This is a genomic window from Amycolatopsis sp. FU40 (assembly GCF_021903635.1).
GTDB lineage: Bacteria > Actinomycetota > Actinomycetes > Mycobacteriales > Pseudonocardiaceae > Amycolatopsis > Amycolatopsis dendrobii.
On sequence record NZ_CP091381.1, the window covers coordinates 9,476,580 to 9,491,514 of the forward strand.

The 14,935-nt window shown below is 70.8% G+C and carries 16 protein-coding genes; 10 read left to right on the forward strand and 6 right to left on the reverse strand.

The genetic code is table 11. The features are described 5' to 3' along the window. The first annotated feature begins 53 nt into the window (after nucleotides 1-53). Both L3Q65_RS44895 and L3Q65_RS44900 read left to right on the forward strand, forming a co-directional pair. Entirely contained in the window at nucleotides 54-1,424 is a 1,371-nt protein-coding gene (locus tag L3Q65_RS44895) for a PLP-dependent aminotransferase family protein (protein WP_182892187.1), read from the forward strand. Between the two features lie 167 nt (nucleotides 1,425-1,591). Continuing rightward, entirely contained in the window at nucleotides 1,592-2,689 is a 1,098-nt protein-coding gene (locus L3Q65_RS44900; RefSeq protein WP_182892186.1) for a D-alanine--D-alanine ligase family protein, read from the forward strand. A gap of 8 nt (nucleotides 2,690-2,697) precedes the next feature. On the opposite strand, the gene L3Q65_RS44905 is transcribed toward L3Q65_RS44900, so the two are convergent. From L3Q65_RS44905 to L3Q65_RS44915, 3 genes are read right to left on the reverse strand one after another with little or no spacing between them, the layout of a single operon-like run. Beyond that, on the reverse strand, nucleotides 2,698-3,096 hold the full coding sequence (locus tag L3Q65_RS44905) for a hypothetical protein (protein ID WP_237598353.1): 399 nt from the start codon (nucleotides 3,094-3,096) through the stop codon (nucleotides 2,698-2,700). Next, nucleotides 3,093-3,833, reverse strand: coding sequence for an SDR family oxidoreductase (locus tag L3Q65_RS44910; protein WP_237598354.1), 741 nt, complete (start codon nucleotides 3,831-3,833; stop codon nucleotides 3,093-3,095). The genes L3Q65_RS44905 and L3Q65_RS44910 overlap by 4 nt, the downstream gene beginning before the upstream one ends. A gap of 37 nt (nucleotides 3,834-3,870) precedes the next feature. After that, the gene (locus tag L3Q65_RS44915) at nucleotides 3,871-4,758 is read right to left on the reverse strand and encodes an RNA polymerase sigma-70 factor (RefSeq protein ID WP_237601015.1); all 888 of its coding nucleotides are present in this window, start codon (nucleotides 4,756-4,758) and stop codon (nucleotides 3,871-3,873) included. An 84-nt stretch (nucleotides 4,759-4,842) separates the two neighbouring features. Between L3Q65_RS44915 and L3Q65_RS44920 the strand changes: the two genes are divergently transcribed. Continuing rightward, nucleotides 4,843-6,183: an MFS transporter gene (locus tag L3Q65_RS44920; RefSeq protein WP_237598355.1), complete on the forward strand. Its 1,341-nt coding sequence runs from the start codon at nucleotides 4,843-4,845 to the stop codon at nucleotides 6,181-6,183. Here the strand turns inward: L3Q65_RS44920 and L3Q65_RS44925 are convergent. Both L3Q65_RS44925 and L3Q65_RS44930 read right to left on the reverse strand, forming a co-directional pair. Then, a complete protein-coding gene (locus L3Q65_RS44925; RefSeq protein ID WP_182892183.1) occupies nucleotides 6,164-6,703 on the reverse strand; it encodes a DUF3515 domain-containing protein in 540 nt (179 codons plus the stop codon). The two genes, L3Q65_RS44920 and L3Q65_RS44925, sit on opposite strands and share 20 nt — an antisense overlap. Nucleotides 6,704-6,722: 19 nt before the next feature. After that, nucleotides 6,723-6,956, reverse strand: a complete 234-nt coding sequence (locus L3Q65_RS44930; RefSeq protein WP_009074118.1) for an Lrp/AsnC ligand binding domain-containing protein — start codon at nucleotides 6,954-6,956, stop codon at nucleotides 6,723-6,725. A gap of 137 nt (nucleotides 6,957-7,093) precedes the next feature. Here L3Q65_RS44930 and L3Q65_RS44935 point away from each other — a divergent pair, with 137 nt between their 5' ends. From L3Q65_RS44935 to L3Q65_RS44955, 5 genes are all read left to right on the forward strand, one after another. Next, nucleotides 7,094-8,053, forward strand: coding sequence for a thiamine-phosphate kinase (locus tag L3Q65_RS44935; RefSeq protein ID WP_182892182.1), 960 nt, complete (start codon nucleotides 7,094-7,096; stop codon nucleotides 8,051-8,053). Nucleotides 8,054-8,073: 20 nt separating this feature from the next. Further along, nucleotides 8,074-8,556, forward strand: a complete 483-nt coding sequence (locus L3Q65_RS44940; RefSeq protein ID WP_182892181.1) for a GNAT family N-acetyltransferase — start codon at nucleotides 8,074-8,076, stop codon at nucleotides 8,554-8,556. A 22-nt stretch (nucleotides 8,557-8,578) separates the two neighbouring features. Next, entirely contained in the window at nucleotides 8,579-9,109 is a 531-nt protein-coding gene (locus L3Q65_RS44945; protein ID WP_182892180.1) for a gamma carbonic anhydrase family protein, read from the forward strand. A 31-nt stretch (nucleotides 9,110-9,140) separates the two neighbouring features. Then, nucleotides 9,141-9,818, forward strand: coding sequence for a uracil-DNA glycosylase (locus L3Q65_RS44950; protein WP_182892179.1), 678 nt, complete (start codon nucleotides 9,141-9,143; stop codon nucleotides 9,816-9,818). Nucleotides 9,819-9,891: 73 nt separating this feature from the next. Beyond that, nucleotides 9,892-10,680 (forward strand): alpha/beta fold hydrolase, encoded by a 789-nt coding sequence (locus L3Q65_RS44955; protein WP_237598356.1) that lies wholly within the window; start codon nucleotides 9,892-9,894, stop codon nucleotides 10,678-10,680. A gap of 175 nt (nucleotides 10,681-10,855) precedes the next feature. On the opposite strand, the gene rpmB is transcribed toward L3Q65_RS44955, so the two are convergent. Continuing rightward, complete coding sequence (gene rpmB / locus L3Q65_RS44960) at nucleotides 10,856-11,047, reverse strand: 50S ribosomal protein L28 (protein ID WP_009074135.1); 192 nt, start codon at nucleotides 11,045-11,047, stop codon at nucleotides 10,856-10,858. A gap of 134 nt (nucleotides 11,048-11,181) precedes the next feature. On the opposite strand from rpmB, the gene L3Q65_RS44965 reads away from it, so the two are divergent. Both L3Q65_RS44965 and recG read left to right on the forward strand, forming a co-directional pair. Beyond that, nucleotides 11,182-12,768 (forward strand): DAK2 domain-containing protein, encoded by a 1,587-nt coding sequence (locus L3Q65_RS44965; protein ID WP_237598357.1) that lies wholly within the window; start codon nucleotides 11,182-11,184, stop codon nucleotides 12,766-12,768. A gap of 2 nt (nucleotides 12,769-12,770) precedes the next feature. Next, entirely contained in the window at nucleotides 12,771-14,924 is a 2,154-nt protein-coding gene (gene recG, locus L3Q65_RS44970; protein WP_182892176.1) for an ATP-dependent DNA helicase RecG, read from the forward strand. Nucleotides 14,925-14,935: the final 11 nt, after the last annotated feature.

Below are 14,935 nucleotides of genomic sequence, written 5' to 3' on the forward strand. Positions count from 1 at the left end.
TGTCCACTTCTTCTACACTTGAGAAGTCCACTTCGCTGCAACGGAGGTCCGCCGTGTCCTACGCCGACACCGCCCTGCCGGTCAGTCTCGACCGCGAAGCGGCCACCCCGCTGGCCGTGCAGCTGGCCGACGCGCTGCGCGAAGCCGCGGCTGGCGGACATCTCCGCGGCGGCGACCGGCTGCCGTCCACCCGTGCGCTGGCGGAACGGCTCGGCGTCTCGCGCACGGTCACTTCCGCTGCGTACGAGCAACTTCACGCGGAAGGCTGGATCGCTGGCCGCCACGGCTCCGGCACCTACGTGACCACTCCGCCGACCCGTGCCGCCGCGTCCGTCACGGTGCCCGGTTCGCTGCTCGCCGAGGCCGAACCAGCCCCGTTGCTGGACCTCGCGCCGGGTACGCCGTGGGCTGGCGGCCTCGACCGCGCGGCCTGGCGGCGAGCGTGGCGCGCGGCCGCCGATCCCGAGCCGCTCACGCGCGCGCACCGCGCCGGGCTGCCGGAATACCGCGCGACGGTGTCGGAACACCTGCTGCGCCACCGTGGTCTGGCTGCGGGCTCGGTGCTCGCGACCGGCGGTACTACCGCGGCTGTCGTTGAACTCGCCTCGGCGGTGCTGCGCCGAGGCGCCGTCGTCGCCTTCGAGGAACCGGGTTATCAGCGTGCGGTGCAAGCGTTCCGGCAGGCCGGGCTCACCGTCGTCGGCGTGCCAGTGGACGAGGAAGGCCTGCGTCCGGACGCGATTCCCGCTGGGGCGCGCGCGGTTTACTGCTCGCCCGCGCACCAGTATCCGATGGGCAGCCGGATGAGCGCGGCCCGGCGCGTGCAGCTCGTCGAACGCGCTCGCGCGGAAGGCATGCTGGTCATCGAGGACGACTACGACGGCGAGCTGCGCTTCGACGTCGCCCCGCTGCCGATGCTGGCCGCGCTCGCCCCGGATGTCGTCGTGCACCTCGGGACCACCAGCAAAATCCTCACCCCGACCCTCGGCGCGGGCTGGCTCGTCGCGCCCGCCGCGGTGGCCGATTCCGTTCTGGCGTACCGGGATCTCACCGGCACCCGTCCCTCGCCCGCGGGGCAGCGGGTGCTGGTCGAACTCGCCCGGACCGGCGATCTGGGGCGGCACCTGCGGAAACTGCGCCGGGAAATGGCCGAACGCCGGACTGTGCTGGTGACCGCGCTGTCGAACGCCGGAATCCCGTTCGTCGGCGACGACGCCGGTGCGCATCTGGTGGTGCGGACGGAAAGCGCGGAGGCCGAGGCCGAGCTGATCGCCGCCGCGGAACGGCATTCGATCCGGCTCGACGGGCTGGCGCGGCATTTCGCCGGAACGCCGACGGTGCACGGCATCGCGCTGGGATACGCGGGCTGCTCGCGGGAAGCGTTGATGGCCGCGGTGCCGACGCTGGTCGATCTGCTTCGCTGACGCACTGCCCGCCGGTCTCGCGAACCTTCGCAGCGCGCTGGGCCCACCGGTGCGTCGCACGCACCCGGCGCGGCATGGGGGCGGTCCGGCCTCCGGAAGCGCGTTCACCTGCGCAGACACCCCCGGCGCGCGCTGTCGGCGAGGCTCACCCGGTACGGTGACCGGCTATGAGCGCTGAAAAGATCCGGGTCGCGGTCGTGTTCGGTGGCCGCAGCAGCGAGCACACCATCTCGTGCCTGTCCGCGGGCAGTGTGATCTCGAACCTGGATCCGGACCGCTTCGAGGTGCTCCCGGTCGGCGTCACGCCGAGCGGCGGCTGGGTGCTCGGCACCGGCGACCCGAAGCAGCTCAGCATCCAGGGCCGCGAGCTGCCGTCGGTCGAGTCCGGCCGCGCGCTCGTGCTCGCCGGCGACCCGACCAGCCGCGAACTGCGCACGGTCGACCCGGGCCAGGCCACCGAGGTGCTCGGCACCGTCGACGTCGTCTTCCCGGTGCTGCACGGCGCCTTCGGCGAGGACGGCACCATCCAGGGCCTGCTCGAACTCGCCGACATCCCGTACGTCGGCCCCGGCGTCTTGTCCAGCGCGGCGGCGATGGACAAGGAATACGCGAAGAAGCTGCTCGCCGCGGAGGGCTTGCCGGTCGGCACCTACGCCGCGCTGCGCCGCGGACAGTCCACTTTGGCCGAACCGGACCGCGAACGCCTTGGCCTGCCGGTGTTCGTGAAGCCCTCGCGCGCCGGTTCGTCGGTCGGGATCTCCCGGGTCGCCGACTGGGCGGATCTGGACGCCGCGATCGAACTGGCCCGGCGCACCGACCCGAAGGTGCTCGTCGAGGCCGCGGTGCGCGGGCGCGAGGTCGAATGCGGCGTGCTGGAATTCCCGGACGGCCGCGTCGAGGCGTCGCTCCCGGCGGAGATCCGGGTGCTCGCCGAGGAGGAGGACGCCTGGTACGACTTCGAAACCAAGTACCTCGGCGAGGACGCCGAACTGGACATCCCGGCCAAACTGGACGACGCGCTCACCGACCGGCTACGCGCGATGGCCGTCGAGGCGTTCCGCGCGCTCGACTGCCAGGGCCTCGCCCGCGTCGACTTCTTCGTGACCGAGGACGGCGACCTGGTGATCAACGAGGTCAACACGATGCCCGGCTTCACCACGAAGTCCGCCTACCCGAAGATGTGGGAGGTGACCGGGGTGGATTACCCGACACTGCTGTCGACGCTGATCGACACCGCGCTTGCCCGGGGCACCGGCCTGCGCTGAGGAGCGGGCTACGTTTTTTCCAGCCGCCCGGTGAGCGGAAGCAGCACCAGCGGGAGCACGACGGCCGCGGCGAGCGCGATCACCAAGGGTATGCGTTCGCCGGGCGTGAGATGGTGCAGCAGCCGCAGATGGATCACCAGGTGCGGCGCGGCGAACGTCAGGTACACCGCGAGCGCGGTCCGGGCCAGGTTCCGGCGTGCGGCGAAGAAGCTCACGCCCAGCACCACCGAGGTGGCCAGGCTCATCGCGCCGTAGTCCATCATCAAATGCGCGTTGTAGGGCATGCGCATGCCCACCCACGGAATGTCGAAGAACGAGCGCGGTGACCACAGCGCCCAGTTCCCCACGGCGAACTGCACTGCGGCAAGGAACGCCAAGCCCGTGCGCAGCCAGATACGGGCGCTCATGCGGCGAGGAACTGGTCGAAGGTGATCCGGCCGTCGGCGTGGCCGGGGGTCAGATGTCCCCCTTCGCGGTAGCCGCGGACGGCCGTCCCGGGCAACGGCACCGACAGCACCGGTCGCCGGAGGGCGCGCGAGCGCGCGTACGCGCGGGCCAGGTCGGCGGCGGGGCGCACCTCGGGTCCGCCTAGATCGGGTGCTCGTCCGGCAGGCGCACCGATCAGCGCGGCCAGGCGGGCGGCCACGTCTCCGGTGTCGACGGGCTGGAAGCTGACTCCGCGGGGCATCAAGATCATCGGCAGCCATCGCTGGCTCGTGCACATCCAGACGACGAGTTCGTGGAACTGCGTCGCCCGCTGGATCGTCCACGGCAGACCGGAGCGTTCCACGAGCTGCTCGCAAGCCAGTTTCGCGCGGTAGTAGGGCAATTCCACCCGGTCGACGCCGACGATCGACACGTACAGCAGATGCGGCCGCCCGGCTCGCGCCGCCGCTTGGACGAGATTGCGGGTGCCGTCGATGTCCGAACGGCCGTTTCCGGTCGCGCAGTGGACGATCGCCTCGACGCCGTCGAGCGCGTCGTCGAGGCCCTCGCCGGTGCGCAGGTCGCCGCGGCGGGTGTGCTCGTTTGCCGGGGGCCTGCGGCTCAGGACGCGGACGGCGTGACCGTCCGCAGCGAGACGCGGAACGAGCGCGCGGCCGAGCCGGCCGGTGCCGCCTGTCACCAGGATCAGGTTCGTCACGGGTGAATTCCTCCGGGAGAGAGAGCGAGTTTCCCCGTTAAGAACCGGGCAGGGCTCCCGAACGTGACAACGCCCGGAGTTTGTCCGGGTTGGCGACGATGCGAATGCCGGTGACCCGGCTGTCCGACGTCTCCGGCACCAGCACTCCCACCAGCGTCCCGCCCGCACGGGCCAGCAAGCCCGGCGAGCCGTTCACTTCCGCGGCCGACAAGGTCGTCTCCGTACCGGCGAGGCGGAACGATCCCGCCAGGTAGCGCGCCACCTTGCCGATGCCGGAGATAGGCCGCCGGGCGGCGCCGACCTTGCCGCCGCCGTCCACCCACACGGTCACGTCCTCGGCCAGCACCTTCTCCAGTCCCGGCACGTCACCCTGTTCCGCCGCGGCCAGGAACCTTTCCACCAGGTCGCGGCGAGGGGGCGTCCGGCAAGCGGAACCCGCGCGGGCCTCGGCCAGGCGCCGGCGGGCTCGGGCGTACAGCTGCCGGGAGTTCGCCTCGGTGGCATTGATGACCTCGGCCGTCTCCCGATGGCTGTAGCCGAAGGCTTCGCGCAGGACGAACACCGCGCGTTCCACGGGGTTGAGGTTTTCCAGCAGCACCAGGAAGGCCAGCGAGACGATCTCCCGCTGCTCGGCGCGGTCGAGCGGGCCCAGCGCGCCGTTCTCGGTGAGGACAGGCTCCGGCAGCCAGAAGCCGACGTAGTTCTCCCGGCGCGCCCGTGCCGACGTCAGCCTGTTCACACACAGATTGGTGGCGACTTTGGCCAGCCACGCCCACGGCGACGCGACCGCCTCGGCCCGATGCCAGCGCAGGAAAGCGTCCTGGACGACGTCTTCGGCCTCCTCGGCGGAACCCAGCATCCGGTACGCCAGTCCGAACAGTTTCGAACGGTGCCGCTCGAACTCCTCAACCGTCACGCCTTCCAGCCTCTCAGAAACCGCGCCGCGAACTCGGTCGCGGGGATTTACGATGATCCCCGCACATCCCCAGCCCGGTAAGGAAAACAGCGCGTGCAGATCGCATCCCGCCTCGACCGGCTCCCGGTCACCCGGCGGCACCGGTACTTCGTGGCAGTGGTCGGCATCGCGACCTTCTTCGACCTCTACGACCTGTTCCTCGCCGCGACCATCAGCACCGTCCTCACCAAGGAGTTCGGCGTCACCCCGACGACGCTGAAGTACGTCCTGGCGTCGGCGTTCGTCGGCGCCTTCGTGGGCGCGGTGTTCCTCGGCAGGCTGGCCGACCGGCTCGGCAGGCGGCGCGCGTTCCTGCTCACCCTGGGCCTGTACTCGGTGTTCACGCTGCTCGGCGCGTTCAGCACGGACGTGTGGATGCTGGTGATCTGCCGTTTCATCGCCGGGATCGGCATCGGCGCGGAACTGCCGGTCGCTGACGCCTACCTCGCCGACCTGCTGCCCGCCCGAGCGCGCGGCCGCGCGACAGCCTGGGCTTACACCATCGGCTTCTGCGGCGTCCCCGCTGCCGGATTCCTCGCCCGCGCGCTCGTCGGCCACGCGCCGCTCGGCGTCGACGGCTGGCGCTGGCTGTTCGTGATCGGCGCGCTCGGTGCGGCGGTCGTGTGGGCGCTGCGGTTCACGCTGCCCGAATCACCGCGTTGGCTTGCGGCACAAGGAAGAATCGGCGAAGCGGACGAGATCGTGCGCAAGCTCGAAGCGAGCGCGCCGCGGCCGTTGCCCGAGCCGGAACCGGAACCGCCCGCGCCCGAACCAGTTCGCGCGTCGGCGTTGCTGCGTCCGCCGTGGTTCCGGCGCACCGCGATGCTGTACGTCTTCCAGTTGCTGCAATCATTCGGCTACTACGGTTTCGGCTCGCTGGTGCCGATTGTGCTGGCGGCCAAGGGTTTCGGCCTCGTCACCTCGCTGACCTTCAGCGCGCTCACCTTCCTCGGCTATCCGATCGGCTCCGCGCTGTCCATCCCGGTCATCGAACGGCTGGAACGCAAATGGCTGATCGTCGCGAGCGCGGCGGCGATGGCGGTGTTCGGGCTTGCCTTCGGCTACGCCACTTCCGGAGTGCTGATCGCGGGATTCGGGTTCTGCTACACCGCCGTCAGCAACGTCTTCTCCAACGCCTTCCACACCTACCAGGGCGAGCTGTTCCCGACGTCGCTGCGCGGCACCGCCGCCGGATCGGCCTACGCGCTGTCCCGGCTGGCGACGGCCGCGATGCCGTTCGTACTGCTGCCGATCCTGCATTCGGCGGGCGCGACGACGATGTTCGCCGTGGTCGCGGGCGCGATGGTGCTGCTGATGATCGACGTCGCCGTGCTCGGCCCGCGCACCACCGGCGAATCGCTGGAAACGATCGCGGCTAGAACTTCAAGGGTTTGACCGGCAGCTTCGCCGCGATCGCGTCCGAAACCGCCTGAAGCGGACCCGTTCCCGCGCTCTCCGGGACGGTCAGCGCGAGGTAGACCGGCCGGTCGACCGCGTACCAGGTGGCCGAACCGCCCTGCTCGATCTGCAGCCACTGCACCTTGTTGACCACGCGCAGTTGCGCGGTCGGGGTGAGCTCGGGCGGGCGTTCGAGGCCGCAGCGCAGCACGACCGGGTCCGGTTCGCCCCACGCGACGGTGGCCTTCGGCGCGGGCTCGGCGAGCGTGCGCGGCGACAGTTCCTTGCCGTTCGACGTGAGCGTGGCCGGAACCCCGGCGATCAGCTTCGCGCAGTCGGGCGACCCGGCCTGCGGCGCGGGAACGGACACGAGCGCGAGCGGCTGGTTCGGATCGGGCTGTCCGGAGGAGCTCTTCGTCAGCGCGACGACCGCGACCGCGACCGCCAGCGCGGCCACGAGCAACGACGCGGTGACGAGGACGACCTTCGGCGGAGCCCCGGTGTCGGTGTCTGCCACCGCCTCAGTGGACCACGGCTCAGAGATGCACGACCGGGCAGGTCAGCGTGCGCGTGATCCCTTCCACGTTCTGCACGCGGGCGACGACGAGCTGGCCGAGCTGGTCCACTGTGTCCGCGGCGGCGCGCACGATCACGTCGTACGGGCCGGTGACGTCCTCGGAGCTGGTCACGCCCGGGACCCCGGCGATCTCCGCAGCCACCGCGGCCGCCTTGCCGACCTCGGTCTGGATGAGGATGTATGCGTGGACCACGGCGTGCCCTTTCGTCGGTGGCGATCGAGTCGAGGTAGGAACGGTGTAGGCAACGTAGCGCCAGCCCTGGGAAAAACCTAGGGGATCCGATTGTCGGTGGCCGATCCGACACAGGCGAGGGAAACAGGAGGTGACCGGTGTCACCGGACGAGCACTCGGTGGCCGCGACAGGCGAGTTCGGCCTGATCCGGCGGGTCACCGAAGGACGCGCGCAGCCGCCTTCGACACTGCTGGGCCCGGGCGACGACGCGGCGGTTCTCGCCGCGCCGGACGGCCGCGTGGTCGTGACGACCGACGTGCTGGTCCACGGCGTGCATTTCCGGCTCGACTGGTCGAGCCCGGAGCAGGTCGGGCGCAAAGCGGTCGCGGTGAATCTGTCCGACGTCGCGGCGATGGGAGCGAAGCCGACGTCGGTGGTCGTCGGGATCGCGTGCCCGGCGGACACTCCCGCGCAGGTCGTGACCGAGATCATGGACGGCATGTGGACCGAGGCGGGCGCGGCAGGGATCGGGGTGTCCGGCGGCGATCTGGTGAGCGCGGACCAGCTCGTGATCAGCGTCACCGCATTGGGCGACCTCGAAGACCGCGAACCGGTGACCCGGTCCGGTGCGCGCCCCGGCGACGTGCTCGCGGTGTGCGGGCGGCTCGGCTGGGCCGCGGCCGGGCTCGCGGTGCTGCGCCGCGGATTCCGGTCGCCGGTCGGCGTGGTGAACGCGCAGCGCTGCCCGGAACCGCCCTACGCGGCCGGTCCGCAGGCCGCGCTCGCCGGCGCGACGGCGATGATGGACATCTCCGACGGGCTCCTGGCCGACCTCGCGCACTTGGCCGCGGCGTCCGAGGTCGGGCTCGACGTGCAGACCGCGCAGCTCGAGGTGTCGACGCGGCTGAAGGAGGTCGGCAGCGCGCTCGGCGCGGACCCGTTGCAGTGGGTGCTGACCGGCGGCGAGGACCACGCGCTGGTCGCGACGTTCCCGCCGTTCGACGACCTTCCCGAGGGCTGGCGCAAGATCGGCGTGGTCACCATGCCCGGCTCCGGGGTCACAGTGGACGGACGCGAGTACGACCAGCAGGGCGGCTGGGAGCACTGGCAGCAGTGATCCTTCATTAGGCTGGCGCAGTGGACATCCGTGTCGTGGCCTTCGACCATCCCGACGCCGCCAAGCTGATGGCCGAGGTGCAGCTGGAATACGTGCGCCGCTACGGCTCCGAGGACGTGACCCCGATGGACCCCGCGGAGTTCGCGCCGCCTCGGGGCCTGTTCCTGGTCGGGTACCTGGACAACGTGCCGGTGGCGTCCGGCGCGTGGCGCGCGCACGACGGTCCCGAGCCGACGTTCCGGCCCGGCGACGTCGAGCTGAAACGGATGTACGTGATCGAATCCGCGCGGGGCCGCGGTTTCGCCCGCGCGATGCTCGCCGAACTGGAGCGCACCGCGGTCGCCGCCGGACGCCGCCGCGTCGTGCTGGAGACGGGCACCGAACAGCCGGAAGCGATCGCCCTCTACCGTTCGTCGGGCTACGCCGAGGTCCCGGCTTTCGGCTATTACGGCGATATGCCCGAAAGCCGGTATTACGGCAAGGATCTCGACCGACCACTCTGACGACTTCGACCCGGAGGCGGCTTTGGCCATCTACGCGCTCGGCGACCTGGTCCCGACCATCCACCCGGACGCCTACGTCCATCCCGACGCCACCGTGATCGGCGACGTCCGGATCGGCGCGCGCGCCTCGGTCTGGCCGCAGACGGTGCTGCGCGGCGACCACGGGTACATCGAGATCGGCGAACGCTCGAACGTGCAGGACGGCTGCGTCGTCCACTGCACCGCGCGGCATCCGACGATCGTGGGCCCGTCCTCGGCGGTCGGGCACGCGGTGCACATCGAGGGCGCGACGATCGGCACCGGCTGCCTGATCGCGTCGGGTTCGGTGGTGCTGAACGGAAGCGTGATCGAGGACGGCGGCATGGTCGGCGCGGGCGCGGTGCTGTCGTACGAATCGACGGTCGGCACCGGCGAGATCGCACTGGGAGTTCCGGCGAAAACGCGGCCGAACAAGTCGTTTTCCGAAGACCAGATCGCCGCTGTCGTGGATTCCTACGTCCGCCGCGGCGCCCGGTTCCGGGCCGAGTTGCGCAGGCTGGACCCGCCACAGTGACGCCGCGCACGTGGCGCTAGGCTCGCGGGCCGTGACTGGACGACCGCTGGACGAAATCGTCGAAGCCGGCTGGGCGAAAGCCCTTGAACCAGTGGCCCCGCAGGTCGCCGCGATGGGGGAGTTCCTCCGCGCCGAGATCGCCGCGGGCCGCACCTATCTTCCCGCGGGCGAGCACGTGCTGCGCGCGTTCAAGCAGCCGTTCGACGACGTCCGCGTGCTGATCGTGGGCCAGGACCCGTACCCGACGCCGGGGCACGCGGTCGGCCTGAGCTTTTCGGTGGCCCCGGACGTGCGGCCGATCCCGAAGAGCCTGATCAACATCTACCAGGAGTACTGCGAGGATCTCGGCCATCCGACGCCGTCCAACGGCGACCTGACCCCGTGGGCGGAGCAGGGCGTGCTGCTGCTGAACCGGTCGCTCACCGTGCAGCCGCACAAGTCGAACTCGCATCAGGGCAAGGGCTGGGAACAGGTCACCGAGCAGGCGATCAAGGCGCTCGCCGCGCGCGGCGGACCGCTGGTGGCGATCCTGTGGGGCCGCAACGCGCGGAACCTGCGGCCGATGCTCGGCGACGTGCCGTGCATCGAATCGGCGCATCCGAGCCCGCTGTCGGCGCGCAACGGTTTCTTCGGATCGCGCCCGTTCAGCCGCGCGAACCAGCTGCTGGTCCAGCAGGGCGCGGAACCGCTCGACTGGAAACTTCCCTGACGCGGCGTGTCCGGTTCCGGCGATCGGCGCCGACCACCAGGGTAAGCAGCGACTGAAACCCTGGAGGAAAGCCATGACCGCCACCGTCACGTCCGCCGACGGCACCCCGATCGCCTTCGACACCTACGGCTCGGGTTCGCCGGTGCTGCTGGCCGGCGGCGCGGTGAACGACCGCACGACCGTCGCCGGGCTCGCCGCGGTTCTTGCCGACGCCGGTTTCACCGCGATCGCCTACGACCGGAGAGGCCGCGGCGACAGCGGAGACGCGCCGGTCTACGCGGTCGAGCGCGAGATCGACGACCTGGAAGTGCTGATCGAGGCCGTCGGCGGCTCGGCCGCGGTGTTCGGCCACTCCTCCGGCGCGATCCTGTCCTTGGAAGCGGCGGCGCGCGGCCTGCCGATCACGAAGGTCGCGGTGTACGAACCGCCGTTCATCGGCGACGACCGGCCGCGTCCAGCGGAAGATCTGGTGGACCGGGTCAGCGCCTGCCTCGCCGACGGCGACCGGGACGGCGCGGTCGAACTGTTCCTGGTGGAGGGCACCGGGACCCCTTCGGAGATCGTGGACTCGATGAAGGCCGCGCCGGTGTGGGGCTGGTTCGTCGGCCTGGCGCACACGCTGCCCTACGACCTGACCGTCTGCGGCCGCGGCAACCACCTGCCGACGGACCGGCTGGCCGCGATCACAGTGCCGGTGCTGTCGCTGTCCGGCGGCGCGGGGGAGGCGTGGATGACGTCGTCCGCCAAGGCCGTCGCGGCCGCGGTCGCGCACGGGCGGTACGAGGAGATCCCGGGGCAGGATCACGGGGTGCTGAACGCGCCGGAATCCCTGCGGGAGGTGCTGACCGGCTTCCTGAGGTGACGAAAAAGGGGCGGGTGCCGAAGCACTCGCCCCTTCAATCCCAAGGTGACTCACGCGGGGGGTCCAGGGGGCTTGTCCCCTGGCGGGGGCCCGGGGGTTCGACCCCCGGAAGACACCTGAACGCAGAAAAATGGCGAGCGCTCTCCGCGAGCACTCGCCACCTTCACAACTGCGTTCAGCCTCGGACGACCTTGCCGGCCTTGATGCACGAGGTGCAGGCGTTCAGGCGCTTGCGCTGGGACACGCCGACCTTCGCGTGCACAACCTGGATGTTCGGGTTCCACCGGCGGTTGGTACGCCGGTGGGAGTGCGAGACCGACTTGCCGAAGCCGGGTCCCTTGCCACAGACGTCGCACACGGCAGCCACGTCGAACTCCTCTGGATATGGGACAAAGAATGCGCGCCCGAACGTGCCGGGCAACTCGACCATAGTAACGAGTGGTCTCGGGGGCCTTGCCGCGGGGTCGTTACCCTCGCGGGGACCGGCTAGGAGGTTACGGGGTGCGGGTGCTGGACGCGGCGGCGGTGTCGGGCTGGGCGGCGGCCTCTGTGCGCAGCTTGGACAGGCTGCGCACGGCCATCGACGGCATCAACGTCTACCCGGTCGCGGACTCCGACACCGGCTCCAACCTGCTGTACACGATGACCGGCGCGCACGAGGCGCTCGACGGCTCGGAACCGGCCGGCGCGGCGGAGGCGCTGGCGGTACTGGCGCGCGGGGCGGTGGCGCACGCGCGGGGCAACTCGGGCGTGATCCTGTCCCAGGTCGTGCGGGGGATGGCCGACTGGGCGGCCACCGGCGGCGAACTCGACGGATCGGGTCTCGCCGCGGCACTCGGGCACGCGGACCAGGTCGCCACGGGCGCGGTCAGCAGGCCGGTCGCCGGGACGATGCTGACCGTGCTGCACGCCGTGGCCGCTGCTGTTCGAGGCACGGCACGGACGTTGCCCGAAGTCGCGCGCGAGGTCGTCACCGTGGCCGCGGCGGCCTTGGAGGAGACGCCCAAGCAGCTGCCCGCACTGGCCAAGGCGGGAGTCGTCGACGCCGGGGGCCGCGGGCTGGTCGCGGTGCTCGACGCGCTGGCGGGTGTGATCACCGGCGAAACCGAGGAGCCCGGGCATGACCTGAAGGCGGTCGCTTCGCTGCCGGAGCAGATGCCGTACGCGTGGGAGGTCATGTACCTGCTGGACGAGGTCGACGAGGCCCGGCTGCCGGCGTTGCGGAAGGAACTGAGCGGGTTCGGCGACAGCGTGACCGTGGCGGGCGACGGTTCGGGCAGCCACGCGGTGCACGTCCATTGCGCGGACATCGGCGCGGCCATCGAAGCCGGGCTGCAGCTGGGCAGGCCGCGAAAGATCCGGGTCGAACCGCTGATCACGCCGACGCCGATCGAACCGGGTGGCGGCATCGACCGGTCCGTGGTCGCGGTGGTGCGCGGCGGCGGGCTCGCCGAACTGCTGCGGGCCGAGGGCGTCGCGGTGCTGGCGGTGCCCGAGGGCGAGACTCCCAGCGTCGAGGACATGATCGGGCTGTTCAACGAGGCGGCCGGACAGCACCTGAGCGTGCTGCCGGGCGGACCGGATCTCACCGCGGCCGCCGACGCCGCTGCCGGGCATCCGATGGCGGGCGAGCGCGATGTCGTGGTGATCCCGTGCGCGTCGCCGGTGCAGGTGCTGGCCGCGCTCGCGGTGCACGACAGCGAACGCCGGGTCAACGACGACGTGGTCGCGATGGCCGAGGCGGCGGGTGCGACGAGGCGTGGCGAGCTGCGGATCGCGCACGAGGAGTCGCTAACCTGGGTGGGCCGGGCCCAGTCCGGCGACGTGATCGGCCTTGTCGACGACGAGGTGGTGCTGATCGAGCCCGCCCCGGCGTCGGCGACGAATCTCGTCGCGGCCGCGGTCAGCGTGCTGAACCGGATGCTGGCGCTCGGCGGCGAGCTGGTCACCGTCCTGAGCGGGGCGGACGCTCCGCCGAGGGTGGCCGCCGAGCTCGCCGAACAACTGCGGCTGGAGCACCCCGAGGTGGAGTTGACGAGTTACGCCGGCGGTCAAAGCGACGCTGTGCTGCTGATGGGGGTCGAATAATCATGGCCGGGCTTCGCGACAAGCTCCCGCTGCTGCTGGGCGCGAAAACGGCGAAGGCGCTCTCGAGCGCGCTCGACATCGAGACGGTTTCGGATCTGCTGCGCCACTATCCGCGCCGCTACGCCGAACGCGGCGAGCTGACCGACATCGCCGGGCTGGAGCTCGGCGAGCACGCGACCGTGCTGGCGCGGATCGAGAAGATCAGCAAGCGGCGGATGAAATCCCGCAACGGCACCATCCTCGACATGGTGATCACCGACGGCAAGCGGCGGCTCGCGTGCGCGTTCTTCAACCAGGCGTGGCGCGAGAAGGAGCTGGCCCCCGGCAAGACCGGGCTGTTCGCGGGCAAGGTCACCGCGTTCCGGGACACGCTGCAGCTGGCCAACCCGGAGTACGAACTGCTCGACGCCGAACGCGAGGCCGAGGCGGTCGACAACTTCCTCGCCGAGATCATCCCGGTTTACCCGGCGGCGCAAGGCATGCCGACCTGGTCGATCGCCAAATGCGTGCGGCAGGTGCTGGACGTGCTGGAGGTCGGCGAGGACCCGATGCCCGAGGAGCTGCGCAAACGGCACGGACTGCCCGGCCTCGAGCGCGCGCTGCGCGGCATCCACCGCCCGGAGGACTGGGCGCACCTGGAGACGTCGCGGCATCGGCTCAAGTGGGACGAAGCGATGGCCGTGCAGCTGATTTTCGCGCAGCGACGGCATTCCGCGGTGTCGCGTCCGGCGAAGGCGAGCCCGCACGTCGACGGCGGCTTGCTGGACGCGTTCGACAAGCGGCTGCCGTTCGACCTCACCGCGGGCCAGCGCGCGATCGGCGACGAGATCGCGGCCGACCTGTCGACCGAGCATCCGATGAACCGGCTGCTGCAGGGCGAGGTCGGTTCCGGCAAGACCGTGGTCGCGCTGCGGGCGATGCTCCAGGTCGTCGACTCCGGACGCCAGGCGGCGATGCTCGCGCCCACCGAGGTACTCGCCGCGCAGCACGCGCGCTCGCTGCGCGAAATGCTCGGCGACATCGGCATGGCGGGCGAACTCGGCGCGGCCGAGAACTCGACCCGGATCACGCTGCTCACCGGGTCGATGGGCGCGAAGGAACGCAAGAAAGCGTTGCTGGAGACGGTAAGCGGCGAGGCGGGCATCGTCGTCGGCACGCACGCGCTGATCCAGGACACCGTGCAGTTCGCCGACCTCGGGCTCGTGGTCGTGGACGAACAGCACCGGTTCGGCGTCGAGCAACGGGACGCGTTGCGTTCGCGCGGAGCCGATTCGACGAGCCCGCACGTGCTGGTCATGACGGCGACGCCGATCCCGCGCACGGTCGCCATGACGGTCTACGGCGACTTGGAAATCTCCGCGCTGCGCGAAATGCCGGTCGGCCGTTCGCCGATCAAGACGACGGTCGTGCCGGTCGCGGAGAAGCCCGCGTGGTTCGACCGGGTGTGGCAGCGGGTCAGCGAGGAAGTCGGCAAGGGACACCAGGCCTACGTCGTGTGCCCGCGGATCGGCGACGAACCGCCGTCGGACAAGAGCGACAAGCGGCCGCCGCTCGCGGTGCTGGACGTCGCGCCGGACCTCGCCAACGGCGCGTTGAAGGGCTTGAAGATCGCCGCCCTGCACGGCCGGATGCCGACGGACGAGAAGGACGCCGTCATGCAGGCGTTCGGCGCCGGGAAGGTCGAGGTGCTGGTCGCGACGACCGTGGTCGAGGTCGGCGTGAACGTCCCCAACGCGACGGCGATGGTCATCCTCGACGCCGACCGCTTCGGCGTGAGCCAGCTGCATCAGCTGCGCGGCCGGGTCGGCCGGGGGAGTGTGCCCGGATTGTGCTTGCTGGTGACGGAAACCCTGGACGGTACTTCCACGCGCGAACGGCTGGCCGCGGTCGAGTCCACAACGGACGGTTTCGAACTGTCCCGATTGGACCTGGAATTGCGCCGGGAAGGCGACATTCTCGGCGCGGCGCAGTCGGGCAAGCGGTCTGGGCTGAAGCTGCTGTCGTTGCTGCGGGACGAGGATGTGATCACTGAGGCGCGGGAGCAGGCTCAGGAGATCGTGACGGGCGATCCGGAGCTGAAGTCGCTGCCGGGCCTGGCGCAGATGGTGGCGGACGTGGTCGACCTGGAGCGGGCGGAGTACCTGGAGAAGAGCTGACCCCTTTCGCG

Excerpts from the sequence above, each read along its gene's own strand:
- L3Q65_RS44900 (WP_182892186.1), top strand. The coding sequence starts at position 1,592 with ATGAGCGCTGAAAAGATCCGGGTCGCGGTCGTGTTCGGTGGCCGCAGC.
- L3Q65_RS44905 (WP_237598353.1), bottom strand. The coding sequence starts at position 3,096 with ATGAGCGCCCGTATCTGGCTGCGCACGGGCTTGGCGTTCCTTGCCGCA.
- L3Q65_RS44955 (WP_237598356.1), top strand. The coding sequence starts at position 9,892 with ATGACCGCCACCGTCACGTCCGCCGACGGCACCCCGATCGCCTTCGAC.
- recG (WP_182892176.1), top strand. The coding sequence starts at position 12,771 with ATGGCCGGGCTTCGCGACAAGCTCCCGCTGCTGCTGGGCGCGAAAACG.